The organism is Luteimonas sp. KH_071 (genome assembly GCF_057838005.1).
In genome coordinates this window covers 3,410,226-3,426,043 of sequence record NZ_CM174458.1, presented here as the reverse complement: position 1 = coordinate 3,426,043, position 15,818 = coordinate 3,410,226, and the positions used below count along the sequence as shown (strand labels likewise).

General features: G+C 69.2%; 18 protein-coding genes. 11 read left to right on the top strand and 7 right to left on the bottom strand.

Features of this window, described 5'->3' with window-relative positions:
• Position 1 precedes the first annotated feature (1 nt).
• A complete protein-coding gene (gene cyoE / locus AC3IRM_RS15770) occupies positions 2-937 on the top strand; it encodes a heme o synthase (RefSeq protein WP_489204032.1) in 936 nt (311 codons plus the stop codon).
• A 50-nt stretch (positions 938-987) separates the two neighbouring features.
• Here the strand turns inward: cyoE and AC3IRM_RS15765 are convergent, their stop codons facing one another.
• The 7 genes from AC3IRM_RS15765 to rpsU form a co-directional block, all read right to left on the bottom strand.
• Positions 988-1,278, bottom strand: a complete 291-nt coding sequence (locus tag AC3IRM_RS15765) for a hypothetical protein (protein ID WP_489204031.1) — start codon at positions 1,276-1,278, stop codon at positions 988-990.
• Positions 1,279-1,289: 11 nt separating this feature from the next.
• Positions 1,290-1,925 carry a hypothetical protein gene (locus AC3IRM_RS15760; RefSeq protein WP_489204030.1) on the bottom strand — a complete coding sequence of 212 codons (636 nt, stop codon included), beginning with the start codon at positions 1,923-1,925 and terminating at the stop codon, positions 1,290-1,292.
• A 218-nt stretch (positions 1,926-2,143) separates the two neighbouring features.
• Positions 2,144-3,874 (bottom strand): DNA primase, encoded by a 1,731-nt coding sequence (dnaG, locus tag AC3IRM_RS15755; protein ID WP_489204029.1) that lies wholly within the window; start codon positions 3,872-3,874, stop codon positions 2,144-2,146.
• A gap of 130 nt (positions 3,875-4,004) precedes the next feature.
• Positions 4,005-4,988, bottom strand: coding sequence for a YihY/virulence factor BrkB family protein (locus AC3IRM_RS15750; protein WP_489204028.1), 984 nt, complete (start codon positions 4,986-4,988; stop codon positions 4,005-4,007).
• Positions 4,989-5,093: 105 nt separating this feature from the next.
• On the bottom strand, positions 5,094-5,594 hold the full coding sequence (locus AC3IRM_RS15745) for a GNAT family N-acetyltransferase (RefSeq protein ID WP_489204027.1): 501 nt from the start codon (positions 5,592-5,594) through the stop codon (positions 5,094-5,096).
• On the bottom strand, positions 5,594-6,040 hold the full coding sequence (locus tag AC3IRM_RS15740; RefSeq protein WP_489204026.1) for a GatB/YqeY domain-containing protein: 447 nt from the start codon (positions 6,038-6,040) through the stop codon (positions 5,594-5,596). The genes AC3IRM_RS15745 and AC3IRM_RS15740 overlap by 1 nt, the downstream gene beginning before the upstream one ends.
• Before the next feature lie 144 nt (positions 6,041-6,184).
• A complete protein-coding gene (rpsU, locus tag AC3IRM_RS15735) occupies positions 6,185-6,400 on the bottom strand; it encodes a 30S ribosomal protein S21 (protein WP_101926061.1) in 216 nt (71 codons plus the stop codon).
• A gap of 181 nt (positions 6,401-6,581) precedes the next feature.
• Between rpsU and tsaD the strand changes: the two genes are divergently transcribed.
• From tsaD to AC3IRM_RS15685, 10 genes are all read left to right on the top strand, one after another.
• Positions 6,582-7,616, top strand: coding sequence for a tRNA (adenosine(37)-N6)-threonylcarbamoyltransferase complex transferase subunit TsaD (gene tsaD / locus AC3IRM_RS15730; protein WP_489204025.1), 1,035 nt, complete (start codon positions 6,582-6,584; stop codon positions 7,614-7,616).
• A 68-nt stretch (positions 7,617-7,684) separates the two neighbouring features.
• A complete protein-coding gene (gene folB / locus AC3IRM_RS15725; protein WP_489204024.1) occupies positions 7,685-8,041 on the top strand; it encodes a dihydroneopterin aldolase in 357 nt (118 codons plus the stop codon).
• Positions 8,042-8,097: 56 nt separating this feature from the next.
• On the top strand, positions 8,098-9,420 hold the full coding sequence (locus AC3IRM_RS15720) for a mechanosensitive ion channel family protein (protein ID WP_489204023.1): 1,323 nt from the start codon (positions 8,098-8,100) through the stop codon (positions 9,418-9,420).
• A 67-nt stretch (positions 9,421-9,487) separates the two neighbouring features.
• Entirely contained in the window at positions 9,488-9,979 is a 492-nt protein-coding gene (gene folK / locus AC3IRM_RS15715; protein WP_489204022.1) for a 2-amino-4-hydroxy-6-hydroxymethyldihydropteridine diphosphokinase, read from the top strand.
• Positions 9,979-10,983, top strand: coding sequence for a 3-oxoacyl-[acyl-carrier-protein] synthase III C-terminal domain-containing protein (locus AC3IRM_RS15710; protein ID WP_489204021.1), 1,005 nt, complete (start codon positions 9,979-9,981; stop codon positions 10,981-10,983). Before folK ends, AC3IRM_RS15710 begins: the two co-directional genes overlap by 1 nt.
• 1 nt (position 10,984) lies before the next feature.
• Complete coding sequence (locus AC3IRM_RS15705; protein WP_489204020.1) at positions 10,985-11,851, top strand: MBL fold metallo-hydrolase; 867 nt, start codon at positions 10,985-10,987, stop codon at positions 11,849-11,851.
• Complete coding sequence (locus tag AC3IRM_RS15700; protein WP_489204019.1) at positions 11,836-12,792, top strand: NAD-dependent epimerase/dehydratase family protein; 957 nt, start codon at positions 11,836-11,838, stop codon at positions 12,790-12,792. The genes AC3IRM_RS15705 and AC3IRM_RS15700 overlap by 16 nt, the downstream gene beginning before the upstream one ends.
• Positions 12,780-13,943: a glycosyltransferase gene (locus AC3IRM_RS15695; RefSeq protein WP_489204018.1), complete on the top strand. Its 1,164-nt coding sequence runs from the start codon at positions 12,780-12,782 to the stop codon at positions 13,941-13,943. The genes AC3IRM_RS15700 and AC3IRM_RS15695 overlap by 13 nt, the downstream gene beginning before the upstream one ends.
• Positions 13,924-14,514: a hypothetical protein gene (locus tag AC3IRM_RS15690; RefSeq protein WP_489204017.1), complete on the top strand. Its 591-nt coding sequence runs from the start codon at positions 13,924-13,926 to the stop codon at positions 14,512-14,514. The genes AC3IRM_RS15695 and AC3IRM_RS15690 overlap by 20 nt, the downstream gene beginning before the upstream one ends.
• Positions 14,499-15,761: a glycosyltransferase gene (locus tag AC3IRM_RS15685; RefSeq protein WP_489204016.1), complete on the top strand. Its 1,263-nt coding sequence runs from the start codon at positions 14,499-14,501 to the stop codon at positions 15,759-15,761. The genes AC3IRM_RS15690 and AC3IRM_RS15685 overlap by 16 nt, the downstream gene beginning before the upstream one ends.
• The last annotated feature ends 57 nt before the right edge of the window (positions 15,762-15,818 follow it).

The following is a 15,818-nucleotide window of genomic DNA, read 5'->3' as shown; positions in this document are numbered from 1 at the left end:
CGTGGCGATCCAGGCACGCGACTACTGGACGCTGACCAAGCCACGCGTGGTGGCGCTGATCGTGTTCACCGCACTGGTCGGCATGTTCCTCGCCGTGCCGGGACTGCCGCCGTGGAAGGAAACGGTGTTCGGCCTGCTCGGCATCTGGCTTGCGGCCGCTTCGGCCGCGGCGATCAACCATCTGATCGACCAGCGCATCGACAAGGTCATGGCGCGCACCGCGCACCGGCCGCTCGCGACCGGCGCGTTGCGTCCGGTGCAGGTGCTGGTGTTCGCGCTGGCACTGGGCGCGCTGTCGATGGCGATTCTGGTGCTGCTGGTCAATGTGTTGACCGCCGCGCTGACCTTCGCTTCGCTGATCGGCTACGCGGTGATCTATACCGGCTGGCTGAAGCGCGCGACGCCGCAGAACATCGTCATCGGCGGCGTGGCCGGCGCAGCCCCGCCGCTGCTGGGCTGGGCCGCGGTGACCAACATGCAGGGCCAATGGGACTGGGCCCATGCGCTGCTGCTGGTGCTGATCATCTTCGTCTGGACGCCGCCGCACTTCTGGGCGCTGGCGATCTTCCGCCGCGAGGACTACGCACGCGCGCTGGTGCCGATGCTGCCGGTCACCCACGGCGTGGCGTACACGCGCTGGCAGATCCTGATCTACACGGTGTTGCTGGTGGTGATCACCTTGCTGCCGGTCGCGATCGGCATGAGCGGCGTGTTCTATCTCGGTGGCGCCGTGGTGCTGGGCTTGGTGTTCCTCTGGTACGCATGGCGTCTGCTGGACCCGCCGGACGAGTTCTTCGCGATGCGGATGTTCAACTATTCCGTCGTGTACCTGATGGCGCTGTTCGCGTTTCTGCTCGTCGACCACTGGCTGCTGCCGTGGTTGCCGGGCGCCGGCGCCGCGGCGGCTGGTGGACTGGATTTCCAGCGCATGGGCTGATGATCGCCGCATTCGCTCCGGCGGGCGCAAGGCCCGCCGGCGCAGTCGGGTCAGGACTTCTTCGCGGCCTTGTCGGCCCGCTTTTCCTTCAGGGTCTTGACCGGCTTTTTCTTGGTTTCTTTCTTCTTGTCGAGGCTCTTGGCCATCGTCGCGCTCCACTGTGATCGTTGGGGCGGCGAGGAACGCAGGTTCCGTGCCGGGTCTGATCCGGCATGCCGCTGCCGGATCACGACGCATCCTACGCCGAGTCGTTCGAGGCGCCCATCGTCGGTGATGTCGATCCGCGCGTTTCGATGCGCGCGTGCGTCGCTGCAGCCGGGGTCTCCGGCATGCAGCGACACGCCGTGATCGATCAGCCGCCCGCGACCACCGTCGAGGTGGGCGTAGCCCGCAGGCAGGCGTCCGGATCGCCGTCGAGACCGGCCGGCATCTCGCAGCCCCGCGGTTCGAAGTCCAGCGTGGCCTGCCAGCCGGCGCGGGTATCCGGGGTCAGAGCAACCTGCACGTCGACATCGCGGATCGTCACGCGCGCGGTCTGCTGCGCGTCGTCGCGCGTGGCCCAGCCATCGAGCGTATGGGCGAGCGCGGGGTCGAGGAGGCGGTTCGCGTCGAGCAGCTCACGGGTCTGCGCCAGCGCATCGGGATGATCGAGTGCACCGCCACCGGGCTGGATGTTCACGCCGACCAGCAGGCCGCCCTGCTGCTTGAACGCGACGCGGTCGGCCGGCACGAGGATCTGCTGTCCATTGGGCAGGCGCAGGGTCACGTCGCGCGTCTGGGTGATTGTGTGCTCGGCAGCCAGGGCACCGTCCGTCTGCGGCCAGGCGAGATCGACCTGTTCGGCGACCGGCGCGGCGAGATCGATATGCAGCGGCTTGGCCAGCGGCGGCGTGGTGTCGATCTTGGCGCAGGCGCCGAGCAGCAGCGCGGCGGAGACAACGAGACCGGCGCCGAGGCGGCCGGACGGGAGGCGGGTGGTTCGGTTCATGGTGACGACCTGTCGGGGAAGGATAAGGACGGGGGCACCGCGCCGGACCGTCTGTGCGGACTCGGCGGACGCGTGGTGCTGGACGGACAGGTCGACCTGACGCAGCTGCGACATCTCGTACCGGTCGATCCCCCTGCAGGGATCAGAACAGCGTGAAGGTTAAGGAATCGTCACCGGCGTGTAAGCGCCATGTGCTTGAAAACGCTTACATTCCGGCGTCAGCGGGCGCGCTGGAGCAGCAGCTCGCGGAGCGCCTGCTTGCCCGCCGCGTCGAGCGTGCCCTCGCGCTGCTGGCCCAGCAGGTCGTCGATACGTTGCTGCAGCACCTGGCGGTCGAGTTGCCCGATCGCGTCGCGCAATTCCTGTTCCCAGGAGGCTTCGTCGCCGGCGAGCGCCTGGGTCGCGAGCTTGCGCAGCGCCGGCGCTTCCTCGCGTTCCTCGAACTGTGACAGCAGCACGCCTGTGGTGATGTCGGGACGCACGCTGCCGATCGCGATCAGCTCGGTCAGCAGTTCGATACCCGGCTGGCGCAGGGCGACGAAAGGGTAGGGTGGCGGCAGATGCGCGGCCAGGCCGGGCTTCTGCAGCAACAGGGCGATGGCGTGCCGTACCACGCTGCGCTTGGGTGGCGGCGCGCCGCGGCCGCCGCGCAGCATGCGGCGCGGTGCGGCCTGCTGGGCCTGCGTCGCCGCGCCACCGATGCCGGTGAGCTCGCTCAGGCGTTGACGCATCAGGTCGGCGAAGGCGCCATCCGGAATCTGCGCGAGCATCGGCTTGGCGCGTTCCGCCAGCCGCGCCTTGCCGTCCAGCGTCGACAGGTTGATGCCATCGCCCAGGGTGTCGAAGAAGAACGTCGACAGCGGGGTCGCCTGCGCCAGGCGCGCCTCGAAACCGGGGGCGCCTTCGCTGCGCACGATGGTGTCGGGATCCTCGCCGTCGGGCAGGAACAGGAAGAACGCCTGGCGGCCGTCGCGCATGCGCGGCAGCACCGATTCCATCGCACGCGTCGCGGCGCGGCGGCCGGCGGCATCGCCGTCGAAGCAGAAGAACACGTCGGGCGCGTTGCGGAACAGCAGTTCGGCGTGATCGGGTGTGGTCGCCGTGCCCAGCGTGGCGACCGCCTGCGGCACGCCGAACTGGAACAGCGACACCACGTCCATGTAGCCCTCCACCACCACCAGCCGCTCGATCTTCTGGTTGGCCTGGCGCACCTGCCACAGGCCGTAGAGTTCGCGGCCCTTGTGGAACAGCGGCGTCTCCGGCGAGTTGAGGTATTTGGGCGAATCCTCGGGCTTGAGCACGCGGCCGCCGAATGCGATCACGCGTCCACGGCGGTCGTGGATCGGGAAGATCACCCGGTCGCGGAACTTGTCGTAGCTGTGGCCGCGGTCGTTCTTCGACAGCAGCCCCACTTTTTCGAGTATCGCGATGCGGCGTGCGTCGTCCTTGCCCAGCGCGTCCTTCAGCGCGGAAAAGCCGTCGGGCGCGTAGCCGATCGCGAACTGGTCACGGATGGTGGCGTCGACGCCGCGGCCGTCGAGATAGGCGCGCGCCGTCTCGTTGCCCGCGAGTTCGCGGACGAAGAAGCGCGACGCGGCATCGAGCGCGTCGTACATCGGCGCGCTGTCGGGCCGCGCCTCGCGCTGCTGGGTGTCGCGCGGAATCTCCATGCCGGCGCGCTTGGCCAGCTCGTCGACCGCATCGAGAAACTCGAGGCGGTCGTAATTCATCAGGAAGCTGATCGCGGTGCCGTGCGCCCCGCAACCGAAGCAGTGATAGAACTGCTTGGTCGGCGACACGGTGAAGCTCGCCGAGCGCTCGTCATGGAACGGGCAGCGCGATGAATACTCCTTGCCTTGCCGCTTCAGCGGCACGCGCGCATTGATCACTTCGACGATGTCGGTGCGCGCCAGCAGGTCGTCGATGAACGCGTCGGGGATACGCGCCATCAGCGGGCCCCGCGCAGGTGTGCACGCGCGACCGCAAGGCGGAGGCGAGGCAGGCGGGACGGGGCGGGAACGACGCGGATCATGCAGACGCTAGGATGCCACGCGCCACGCCCAATGCCGCGCCTGGAACTCAGCTCGCCGGCGGCGGCGTCTTCGCGAGTGCGGCCGCCTGGCGCTCGGCGCGCTTGCGCAGGGCGCGGTCGACCGAACTGCGGCGCACACGCTCGTCGATGACCGCGGTAATGAGCGCGCCGACGAAGAAGATCGTGGCCGCGTAATACATCCAGACCAGCAGGATCACCAGCGTGCCGAACGAGCCGTAGGCGCTGCCGGGTGCGGCGTGCGTCATGTAGATGCCGATGCCCCAGCGTCCGATCACGAAGAGCACCGAGGTCACCACGCCGCCGAACAGGGCCTGGCGCCAGCGGACGCGGCGGTCGGGCAGGTAGTGGTAGAGCACGGCGAACGCGAACGAGTAGAGCACCAGCATCAGCGTGTTGCCGACCAGCGGCAGGATCGACGGCACGTTGGCGAAAATGAACTCGACCGCCGTCGTCATCAGCGTCGATACCAGCACCAGGAAGCCGAGCGCGAACACCACGCCGGCCGAGAACACGCGCTTGCGCAGGAACACCATCAGACCGCCGGGCAGGCGGTCCCCGTCCGTGCGGAAGATCAGGTTCAAGGTCCCCTGCAACTGGGCGAATACCACCGTCGCACCGACGAACAGCAGCAGCGTGCTCCACATGCCGGCCAGCGAGCCGATGTCGGGTTGCTCGGTGGCGTTCTGGATCACGGTGCCGGCGACATCGCGCGCGCCATCGCCGGCCAGCGCGCCGATCTGCGCGAGCAGGGCTTCCTGCGCCGAGGGGTAGAGCGATGCGGTGATCCACAACACCAGCACCAGCATCGGCGCCAGCGAGATCAGCGTGTAGAACGACAGCGACGCGGCCTGGGTCAGCAGGTCGGCATCGACGAAGCGCTTGACCAGTGCGGCAGGCAGGCTCTCCTCGAATCTGGAGACGCCCTTGTCGACGCGGGTGCGCAGACGGCCCCAGCGCGTGTGGCGCACGGGGGCATCGGGGTCCTGGGTGTTCTCTGGTGACGTGCTCATGCGGGGGAATTCGAGAGGGCCGATGTGTGGAACGCATGCGTCCACTGCGGCGTTGCCGTCACCTTATGCACGAGGTCGTATCGGCGCGTGAAGCATCGCGACGCTTCAGCGCTGCGTCTCGGCGAGTGCGCGCAATGCACCGCCTTCGAGTCGCTGCACGGTCCAGCCGTCCTGCGGCTGTGCACCAAGTGCGCGGTAAAAGCCGATCGCCGGTGCGTTCCAGTCGAGCACTGTCCACTCGAAACGCCCGCAATCGCGCGCGATCGCGAGTGCGGCCAAGTGGCGCATCAGCTGCAGACCGATCCCGCGGCCGCGATACGCGGGCCGCACGAACAGGTCCTCCAGGTACAGGCCACGGCGGCCGAGGAAAGTCGAGAACGTATGGAAGAACAGCGCGAAGCCGGCAGGCGCGCCCTCCGCTTCGGCGATCACGACCTCGGCCGCGGGCGCGTCGCCGAACAGGGCGTCGGCGAGCAGCGCCTCATCGGCGACGACGGCACCGGACAGGCGCTCGTAGTCCGCCAGTTCGCAGATCAGCGCGAGTACGAGCGGCACGTCGTCCGGGCGTGCCGGGCGCAGGACGATGCCGGCGTCGGCAGGCGCCATCAGTTCGACAGCGACTGCTTCACCAGGCGCGAGACCACGCCCATGTCGGCCTTGCCGGCCAGCATCGGCTTCAGCACGCCCATCAGCTTGCCGATGTCGGCCGGGCCGGCGGCGCCGGTTTCGGCCTTGGCACTGGCGATCGCGGCCAGGATCTCGTCTTCGCCGAGCTTCTCCGGCAGGTAGCGCTCGATGATGACGATCTCCTCGCGCTCGACCTGGGCCAGGTCCTCGCGATTGGCCGCCTCGTACTGGCTCACCGAATCGCGGCGCTGCTTGACCATCTTCTCGAGCGCGGCCAGCACGGCGGCGTCGTCGAGTTCGATGCGCTCGTCGACTTCGCGCTGCTTGACCGCGGCCAGCATCAGGCGGATCACGCCGAGGGCGTGCTTGTCGCCGCCCTTCATCGCGGCCTTCATGTCTTCGGTGAGTTGCTGCTTCAGGGTCATGTCGGGCTCCGGGTGCAACGGGTGCGGGAGGCGCCGGGACCGGGCCGGCCCACGGCGGAAACGACAAAAAGCCGGCGGCGCAATGCGCTGCCGGCTTTTCGCGTCACTGAACGGTCGAACCGGGGAAACCCCGGCCCGTGCCGATCAATACAGGCGCTGGCGCTTGGTGACGTCGCGCGACACGCGACGCGACTGACGCTTCACTGCAGCAGCAGCCTTGCGCTTGCGTTCCTGGGTCGGCTTCTCGTAAAACTCGCGCTTGCGGGTTTCAGCGAGCACACCGGCCTTCTCGCAGGTGCGCTTGAATCGACGCAGCGCAAACTCGAAGGGCTCGTTTTCGCGGACTTTGACGCTTGGCATGGAATCTCCGGGGATCTGATCGTCCGGTCCTGACGGCCGGCTCGAATCGAATTTCGAATGCGATACCACCGGGCTCAGCCCCGGCGAGCCGCGTATCATAGCCGTCCCCCGCAGCGGTGTGCAAGCCGTGGGGGCGCCGCGCCCGACGCGGCCTTCCGTTCCGCTTCGAAGGCAGTCCCCGATGAAAGTCCTCGGCATCGAAACCTCCTGCGACGAAACCGGCGTGGCCGTCTACGACACCGCGATCGGCGGGGCCGCCGGTCTGCGTGCGCATGCGGTCTACAGCCAGATCGCGCTGCACGCCGAATACGGCGGCGTGGTGCCCGAGCTCGCCAGCCGCGACCACGTGCGCAAACTGCTGCCGCTGGTGCGGCAGACGCTGGACGAGGCGGGCCTGTCGACCGACGACATCGACGGGGTGGCCTACACCGCCGGTCCCGGCTTGGTCGGCGCGCTGCTGGTGGGCGCCGGCGTCGCCCGCGCACTGGCCTGGGGCCTCGACGTGCCCGCGATCGGCGTGCATCACATGGAAGGCCATCTGCTGGCGCCGCTGATGGAAGACGATCCGCCGGCCGCGCCGTTCGTCGCCCTGCTGGTGTCGGGCGGGCATACGCAGCTGGTGGCGGTCGACGCGATCGGCAGCTATCGCCTGCTCGGCGAGACGCTCGACGACGCCGCGGGCGAGGCCTTCGACAAGACCGCGAAGATGATGGGGCTGCCGTATCCCGGCGGCCCGCAGCTGGCAGCGCTGGCGGAGCACGGCGCCCCCGGCGTGTTCAAGTTTCCCCGGCCGATGACCACGCGCCCGGGCCTGGATTTCAGCTTCAGCGGGCTCAAGACCCAGGTGCTGCTGGCCTGGCAGGGCAGCGACCAGACCGACGCAACCAAGGCCGACATCGCGCGTGGGTTCGAGGATGCGGTGGTCGACACGCTGGCGATCAAATGCGCGCGCGCGCTGGATGCGACCGGTTTCGACACGCTGATCGTCGCCGGCGGCGTCGGCGCGAACACGCGACTGCGCGAGAAGCTGCGCGCCGATGCGCAGCGCCGCGGCGGCCGCGTGTGCTTTCCGCGCCCCGCGCTGTGCACCGACAACGGCGCGATGATCGCCTTCGCCGGTGCGCTGCGTCTCGAAGCCGGCCAGCACGGCGATGCCGCCGTGCACGTGGTACCGCGCTGGGACATGGCGTCGCTGCCGCCGCTCACGGCGGCGTGACCAGTCAGGCGACGCCGTCGCATCGCTGCCGCTAAGCTGCGGACTTTCCGCCGCATGCAATCGCCGCCATGGACAAAGTCTTCATCGAAGGCCTCGAGATCGAGGCGCTGATCGGCATCTACGACTGGGAGCGGCGGATCCGCCAGCCGCTGGTGTTCGATGTCGAGATGGCGTTCGACAACCGCGTGCCCGCGGCCAGCGACGACATCAACGACACGCTGAACTACAAGGCTGTCAGCAAGCGGCTGATCGACTATGTCTCCGCCTCCGAATTCGGTCTCGTCGAGACGCTCGCCGAGCGCTGCGCGGCGATCGTGATCGAGGAGTTCAAGGTCGATTGGGTACGATTGAAGCTCAGCAAGCCGGGCGCGGTGCGTGGTGCACGCGCGGTCGGCGTCCATATCGAACGTACGCGCCAGGCCTGATGTTCCGCGGCCTGGCGCAGCGCCTGCGTGGCGCGTGACCAGGAGATTCCCGCCCGATGCAGACCCAGCTCGAACGCCTCCGTGACGTCCTTGAGCCCTATCCCTGGGCCTATACCGTCACGGTGCTGTGCGGGTTGCTGCTGCTGGCGTGGATCGCGAATTTCGTGACAAAGCGCGTCCTGCTGCGGGGACTGCGCAAGTTGTTGATGAAGACCCCGCTTGGCGGCGCCGAACACGATCACGAAGTGCGGCTGCAGGTCATCCCGAGGCTGGCCAACGTGGTCCCCGCGCTCGTGATCGCCTGGGGCATCACCGTGGTCCCGGATCTTCCACCCAGACTGGTGATGCTGGTCGAGCGCTTCTGCCAGGTGTTCGTGGTGTTGACGATCGCGCTGGCGGTCTCCAAAGCGCTCGATGCGGTCAACAGCGGCTACGAGCGCAGACCCGGCGCGCAGAACAAGCCGATCAAGGGCTACTTCCAGGTCGTCAAGATCATCATGTTCGTGCTGGTCGGCATTTCGGTCGTCGCGACGCTGATCGGTGCCGAGTTCCTGCACATCATCACCGGTCTTGGCGCGATGACCGCGGTGCTGATGTTGATCTTCCAGGACACCATCCTGTCGCTGGTCGCCAGCGTGCAGATCAGCAACGACGGCCGGGTGCGCGTGGGCGACTGGATCGAGATGCCCAGCCAGAACGCCGATGGCGACGTCATCGACATCGCCTTGCATACGGTCACCGTGCAGAACTTCGACCGCACCGTGACCACGGTGCCGACCAAGAAGCTGGTCAGCGATGCATTCAAGAACTGGCGCCAGATGTCGGAAGGCGGTGGCCGCCGGATCAAGCGCGCGCTGCACCTCGACCAGCACAGCGTGCGTTTTCTCGAGCCGTCGGAGATCGCGAAATTCCGTCGTTTCACCGTGCTCGACGCCTACCTCGACCGCAAGGACCAGGAACTGGCGGCCTGGAACGCGAAGCTCGCCGAGCGCGGCGCCGAGGCGGTCAACCATCGCCGGGTCACGAATCTCGGTACGTTCCGCGCGTACATCGAGCACTACCTGCGTCACCATCCCGGCATCCATCAGGACTTCACGCTGCTGGTGCGTCAGCTCCAGCCCACCGAGGCGGGTCTGCCGCTGGAGATCTACGCGTTCACCAACGACACCGCGTGGGGTGTCTACGAAGGCATCCAGTCCGACATCTTCGATCACCTGCTGGCGATCCTGCCGGAGTTCGGCCTGCGCGTGTTCCAGGCGCACAGCGATGCGCCGCTTGAGGTCAATCTGCGACGTGTCGACGACACCGATCCTGCATCGGCCGCAGACGGTCCACGTCCGCGCGCCGCGCCGCCTCTGGCTGCCCCCGACGCGGGCTGAACCACGCGCCGTGCCTCGCGCTGACGCGGGGCAATCGGCGATCATGGCGCCCCCACCGGAGCGCGCCATGTCCATCGCCCTGCTCAGCCTCGGCAGCAACGTCGATCCCGAGACCCATCTGCGTGCGGCGATCGCCGCGTTGCGGGCGCGCTTCGACGACGTGGTGGTGTCGCCGGTCTACCGCTTTCCGGCGGTCGGTTATACGGGCCCGGATTTCCTCAATGCGGCCGCGACGCTTCGCACCGATCTCGCGCCCGCCGCATTGAACGACTGGTTGCATGCGCTCGAGGACGCGCAGGGGCGTGATCGCAGCGGTCCGCGCTACAGCGATCGCACGCTGGACATCGACATCGTGCTGTTCGACGACGCGGTGCTGAGCGGCGCCGGCAACCTCCGCATTCCGCGCGACGAACTGCGCCACGCGTTCGTGCTGCGACCCGCGGCGGAGATCGCACCCGGTTGGACACATCCCGTCGACGGGGTGCTGCTCGGGCAGCTGTGGGACGCGCATGCGGATCGCGATACGCCGTTCGAGCGCGTGGAAGGGCTCGACGGCTGATGGACGCGCCTGCGGGCTTGCGCATCCTCGGCACCGGCTGCCATCACCCGGCGCATCGCGTGGCCTCGACGGTGTTCGATGCGCGACTCGGTCTTGCGCCAGGCAGCAGCGAGGCCGCGACCGGCGTGACGATGCGCGGGGTCGCCGGCGATGACGAGACCGCCTCCTGGATGGCGGCGCGCGCCGCCGAGCGCGCGCTGCAGGCGGCCGGCATCGACGGCAACGCGCTCGATGCGATCGTCTCGACCTGCGCGGTGATGGAGCAGCCGATTCCCTGCCAGGCCGCGCTGGTGCAACGCGCGCTGGGACTGGGCGATTCCGGTATTCCCGCCTTCGACCTCAATGCGACCTGCCTCGGGTTTCTGGTCGCGCTGGACCTGATGGCCGCATCCATTGCGACGGCCCGGTATCGACGCGTGCTCGTCGTCGCCAGCGAAGTGCCCTCGCGCGGGCTGCGCGCGGACGATCCGGTGACCGCGCCGCTGTTCGGCGATGGCGCGGCGGCGGTCGTGCTCGGCGCCGCGGCCTCCGGTGAGGATTCGGCCTTGCTGGCCTGGCGCATGGAGACCTTCGCCGAAGGTGCCGACGCCTGCCGCATCCGCGGCGGCGGCACGCGCATCGCGCCGGGCGATCCGCGCAACGACGACCGCGATGCCTACCGTTTCGAAATGGATGGCCCGGCGACGTTCCGCATGGCCGGTCGCCGTCTGCCGCGGCTGCTGACGCGCCTGCTCGAATCGGCCGGTGTCACGCTCGACGCGCTCGACTGCATCGTGCCGCACCAGGCCTCGGGCGGCGGCCTCGACCGCATCGTGCAGGCGCTGCGACTGCCCGAGGCGCGCACGGTGCGCATTCTCGGCGAGCACGGCAACCAGGTCGCCGCCTCGCTGCCGCATGCCTTGCACCACGCGATCGATGCCGGGCGCCTCCAGCGCGGCCATACCTGCCTGCTGCTCGGCACCGGCGCTGGCCTGTCGGTCGGCGGCGCGGTGCTGCGGTACTGACGTGCGCGTCGATCTGACCCTGTTCGATGTCGGCCAGTGCCGCCACTGCGAGCGCGTCACGCTGGCCGGTGGGCGCTGGGGCAACGTGACGTTTCCGTCGATGGTCGCGCTGATCGTGCATCCGACCGAGGGCGCGATGCTCTACGACACCGGCTACGCGCCGCATTTCATGGACGCGACCGCGGGATTCCCCGAGCGCCTGTACCGCTGGGCGACGCCGGTCGAGCTGCCGCAAGCGCAGCGGCTCGAGGTGCAGCTCGCCGCGCACGGCCTGCGACCGGCCGATATCCGCTGGTGCCTGGTCTCGCATTTCCATGCCGACCACATCGCCGGCCTGCGCGACCTGCCGAACGCGGGCTTCTTGTGCATGCGCGAGGATCTGGAGGCCATGCGCGCGATGTCGCGCGTGCGCGGCCTGCGCAACGGCTGGCTGCCGGCTTTGATCCCGACCGATTTCGATGCACGCGTGCGTTATGCGGGCGATGGCGTCGCACGTGCATTGCCGGCGCCCTGGCAAAGCCTGGGCGACGGCGTCGACCTGTTCGGCGACGGCAGCCTGTTCGCGGTCCCGATGCCGGGCCACGCGCCGCGGCAGATGGGGCTGTGCCTGCGCGATGCGCAGGACCGCGCGGTCCTGCTGTGCGCCGACGCCTGCTGGTCGCATCTGACGTTCCGCGAGCGGCGCCTGCCGACCTGGCCGGCACGGCTGGTGACCCACGACTGGGCGGCCTACGTGCGCACCGTCGAGCGCCTGCACACGCTCGCGGTCACTGCCCCCGATGTCGCGATCCTGCCGTCGCATTGCCAGGCCAGTCTCGACACGTATCGCGCGGCGACGCGCGGAGGTCCCGCATGCGCATCCTGGTGACCGGCGCGTCCGGCTTCGTCGGCGGCGCGTTTCTGCGGCGTCATGCCGGGCGCACCGATCTGCAGCTCGTTGGCACCGGGCGCCGCGCAACCGATCTGCCGCATTACATCCGTTGCGATCTCAGCCAGCCCTTCGACCTGCCGGTGCGGCCCGACGTGGTGATCCACGCCGCCGCGCGTTCATCGCCCTGGGGCACGCGCGCCGAGTACATCGCGCAGAACGTCGACGCGACGCGGCACGTCATCGACTTCTGCCGTCGCAACGGCAACCCGCGGCTGGTCTATCTGTCGTCGAGTTCGGTGTTCTATCGCGAGGCGCATCAATACGACCTGTGCGAGGACAGCCCGGTCGGCCCGACGTTCGTCAACACCTATGCCGAAACCAAGTACGCCGGCGAACAGCTGGTACGCGACTATCCCGGCGCGCACGTGATCGTGCGGCCTCGCGCGGTGTTCGGCGTCGGCGACACCGTGCTGTTTCCGCGCATCCTCGAAGCCGCGCGTCGCGGCGCGTTGCCGCTGTTCACCGGACAGGACCGGCCCGTTGTCGGCGACCTGATCCAGATCGACACGCTGTCGGATTACCTGCTGCGCGTCGCGACGATGGACCGCCCGGCCGACAGCTACAACCTGACCAACGCGCAGCCGGTCGACATCCAGGCCCTGCTCCTCGACGTGCTGGCGCGTCTGGATCTGCCAGCGCCGACGCGGCGCGTGCGCATCGGCGCTGCGCTGCGCATGGCGACCGTCGCCGAATGGCTGTGGCGCCGCCTGCGGCTGCGCGGCGAGCCGCCGTTGACGCGCTTCGGTGTCGGTGTGTTCGCGTACTCCAAGACCTTCGATCCCGCGCGGATGCTCGCCGATCTCGGCCCGCCGAGTGTGTCGATCGACACCGGCATCGAGGGTTTCATCGCCTGGCAGCGGGCGCAGTGGGCGGCCTGAGCGTCGCGGCGGTGTTGGCCTGCGCCTATGGCACCTTGCTGGCGTTGCGCGCGGTCTGTGCGTGGCGGGAGATCCGCCTGCAGTCAGCGGTGCCTGCGTCGGATGCCGCATTCGCGATGCACGAGGTCGCGGTACTGCAGCCGATCCTCGGTGGCGACCCGCGGCTGATCGACGTGCTGGGCGCGACGCTCGATGCACTGCCCGATGCACGCTTCCACTGGCTCGTCGACGCTGGCGACATGCACGCCGACTCGGTCATCGCATCGCTGCGCGCCACGCATCCGCACGCTGTCATCGCCGTGCACGTCAATACGCCCGCGCCCGACGGGGTAAACCCCAAGAGCTTCAAGCTCGACCGCGCGCTGGCTGCGGTCGACGCGCCGGTGTGCCTGGTGCTCGACGACGACGCCACGCTGACCGCAGGCGCACTCGCGCGTCTGGTCGCGGCGCTCGAGGCCGCCGATATCGCGACCGCGCTGCCGGGCTATGTCGACGACGGCGAGCGCCTGCCCGGTCGGCTGCTGGCGCAGTTCGTCAACGACAACGCGGCGCTGACCTATCTCGCGCCGCTGGCCTGGGCGCCGCCAGTGTCGATCAACGGCATGTGCTACGCGCTGCGCACCGCACGCCTGCGCGCCTTCGGCGGCTTCGCGCCGCTGTTGCGCGCGCTGGCCGACGACCTGGCGATGGCCGACCAGGTGCGCGCGCACGGCGGCCGCATCGCGCAGACGATTGCCCCTGTGTGCGTGCGCACCAGCATCGACGGCCCTGCGCATTACCTGCGCCAGATGCATCGCTGGATGCTGTTCGCGACGCTGCTGCTGCGGCGCCAGCCACTGCGGATGCGGGTCCTGATCACGCTGCTGCATGGCCTGCCGCCGCTGTTGCTGTGGGCGATGGGCGTGGCCTTGGGCATGCAACCCACGCTTGGGGGTGCGCTCTGGGTCGTCGGCGTGCTCGGGGTCCGTGCAGCTGTGCCCGCATGGTTGCAGCGCAGGCTCGGCGTGTCCGTGCCACAGCGCCCGCTGCTCTCGCTGCTGGCCGAGCTGCTGCAGCCGCTGCATCTGTTGCACGCGAGCTGCGTGCGCACGGTGCGCTGGCGCAACCGGCGTTATCGCGTGCATGCCGACGGTGGCTTCCATGTCGCCTGAAACTGCCGCGCCGATCCGCATCGCGTTCCTGACCGGCCGCAGCGATCGGTCGCGCTGCGGTCTGAGTCCGGAGCAACAGGCGTTTCTCGAGGCGCTGCGTGCACCCGGCCGCGAGCTCGTCGACTGCAATTTTCCGTATGCCGCGCCAGATCACGGACACATCGCTGTCCCGTTGCCGGTGGCGGCGTGGCGCAACCTCGGCGACTACATCGGTGCGCGCCGCCCCGCGTTTGCCCGGCAGCACCGCGCATCGGTGACGGCGACGTTCGAAGGAGCCGACAACGTCGTGCTGCTGGCCGGCAGCTGCGGGCTGGAACTGCTGTCGAACCTGCACCTGGATGACTCGCTACGCGCGCGTCTGCATGTCTTCGCCTACGGCCCGGTCGCGCGACACGCACCGGACGTCGCCCGGCTGCTGTGCGTGCAGGGCCGCAGCGACTGGATCTCGCGCGTCGGCTGGCGCGGGCCGGTGCGCCGCCTCGACGGTGGACACATGGCGTACCTGCGGCAGCCCGAGGTGCAGGCATTGTGCGAAGCGTTCATCGCGGCGACGCCATGCGCATCGACCTGATCGCACCGCCCTACAGCGGCCACCTGCATCCGGTGCTCGCGATGGCCTGCGAACTCACCGCGCGGCACGAGGTGCGGGTGCTGTCGACCCCGTCGGCGATGGCGCAGGTCGCCCGCGCCGGTCTGGTCGGCGTGCCGCTGCTCGATGCGGACGCCGAGCGCGTGCTCGATGCGATCTCCGATCCACGTTACGCGGTGCGCAACCATCCGCTGCGCATGCACCGGCAACTGCGCGCCGCGCTCGACGTCATGGCGCGCTTCGCACAGGCCTTGCGCGAGACGTATGCGGACGCGGCCACGCGACCTGGGCTCGTCATCGCCGACTTCACTGTGCCGGCTGCAGGCGCGGTCGCGCAGTCGCTCGGCATCCGCTGGTGGACCAGCCTGCCGTCGCCAAGCGTGCTCGAAGCGCCGGATGGACCGCCGGCCTATATGGGCGGCCTGTCGCCGGCCACGCATGCGGGCCAGCATCTCCAGCACGCGCTGGCGCGGCTGGCGGTGCGCAGATTCAAGCGCGGCGTGCATCGCGCGTATCGACACCGCATGACCGTGCTGGGCCTGCCGCGGCTGTATCGAGACGACGGCAGCGAAGCGGTGTACTCGCCCGAACGTATTCTCGCGCTCGGCATCGAAGCGCTGGAATTTCCGCGCAGCTGGCCGGCCGCGCTGCGTTTCATCGGGCCGCGGCTGCCGACGCCCGGCAGCGACACGCCGTGGCTGGCAGCGCGCCCGGCGCCGCGCTTCGTCGCAGGCCGCCGCCATGTCCTGGTGACGCTGGGCACACATCTGCGCTGGGCCAAGGACGCGTTCGATATGCGGCTGCGCGCGCTGGCCGCGGCGATGCCGGATGTGGAATTCCACTTCAGCGATGGCGATGCCGCGGCGGCACATCACGCGCACGCCCGCAACTACCAGCGCCTGGCCTACGTCGACTACGCGCGCTGGATCGGTCGCTACGACCTCGTCGTGCATCACGGCGGCGCCGGCATCCTCTACCAGTGTCTGGCGGCGGGGCGTCCGGCGATCGTCTGCCCGCAGGACTACGACCAGTTCGATCACGCCGCGCGGCTGCAGCGTGCCCGCGCCGCGCTGTGGCTGCGCGATCCCGCGGGACTGGAGCCTGCGGTGCGGCGCGCATTCGCGGACCCCGAACTGTTCGACGGGCTGCCCGCACTGCAGGCGGCGGTGTGCGCGACCACCGGTGCGCATCCGCTGGTCACGTTGGTCGCCGACGACACGTCGTGGTAGTGCCCGACCGCCGAAGATGACGTCTGTCACTGGGCAACGCGCCTGCCGGGCGACACC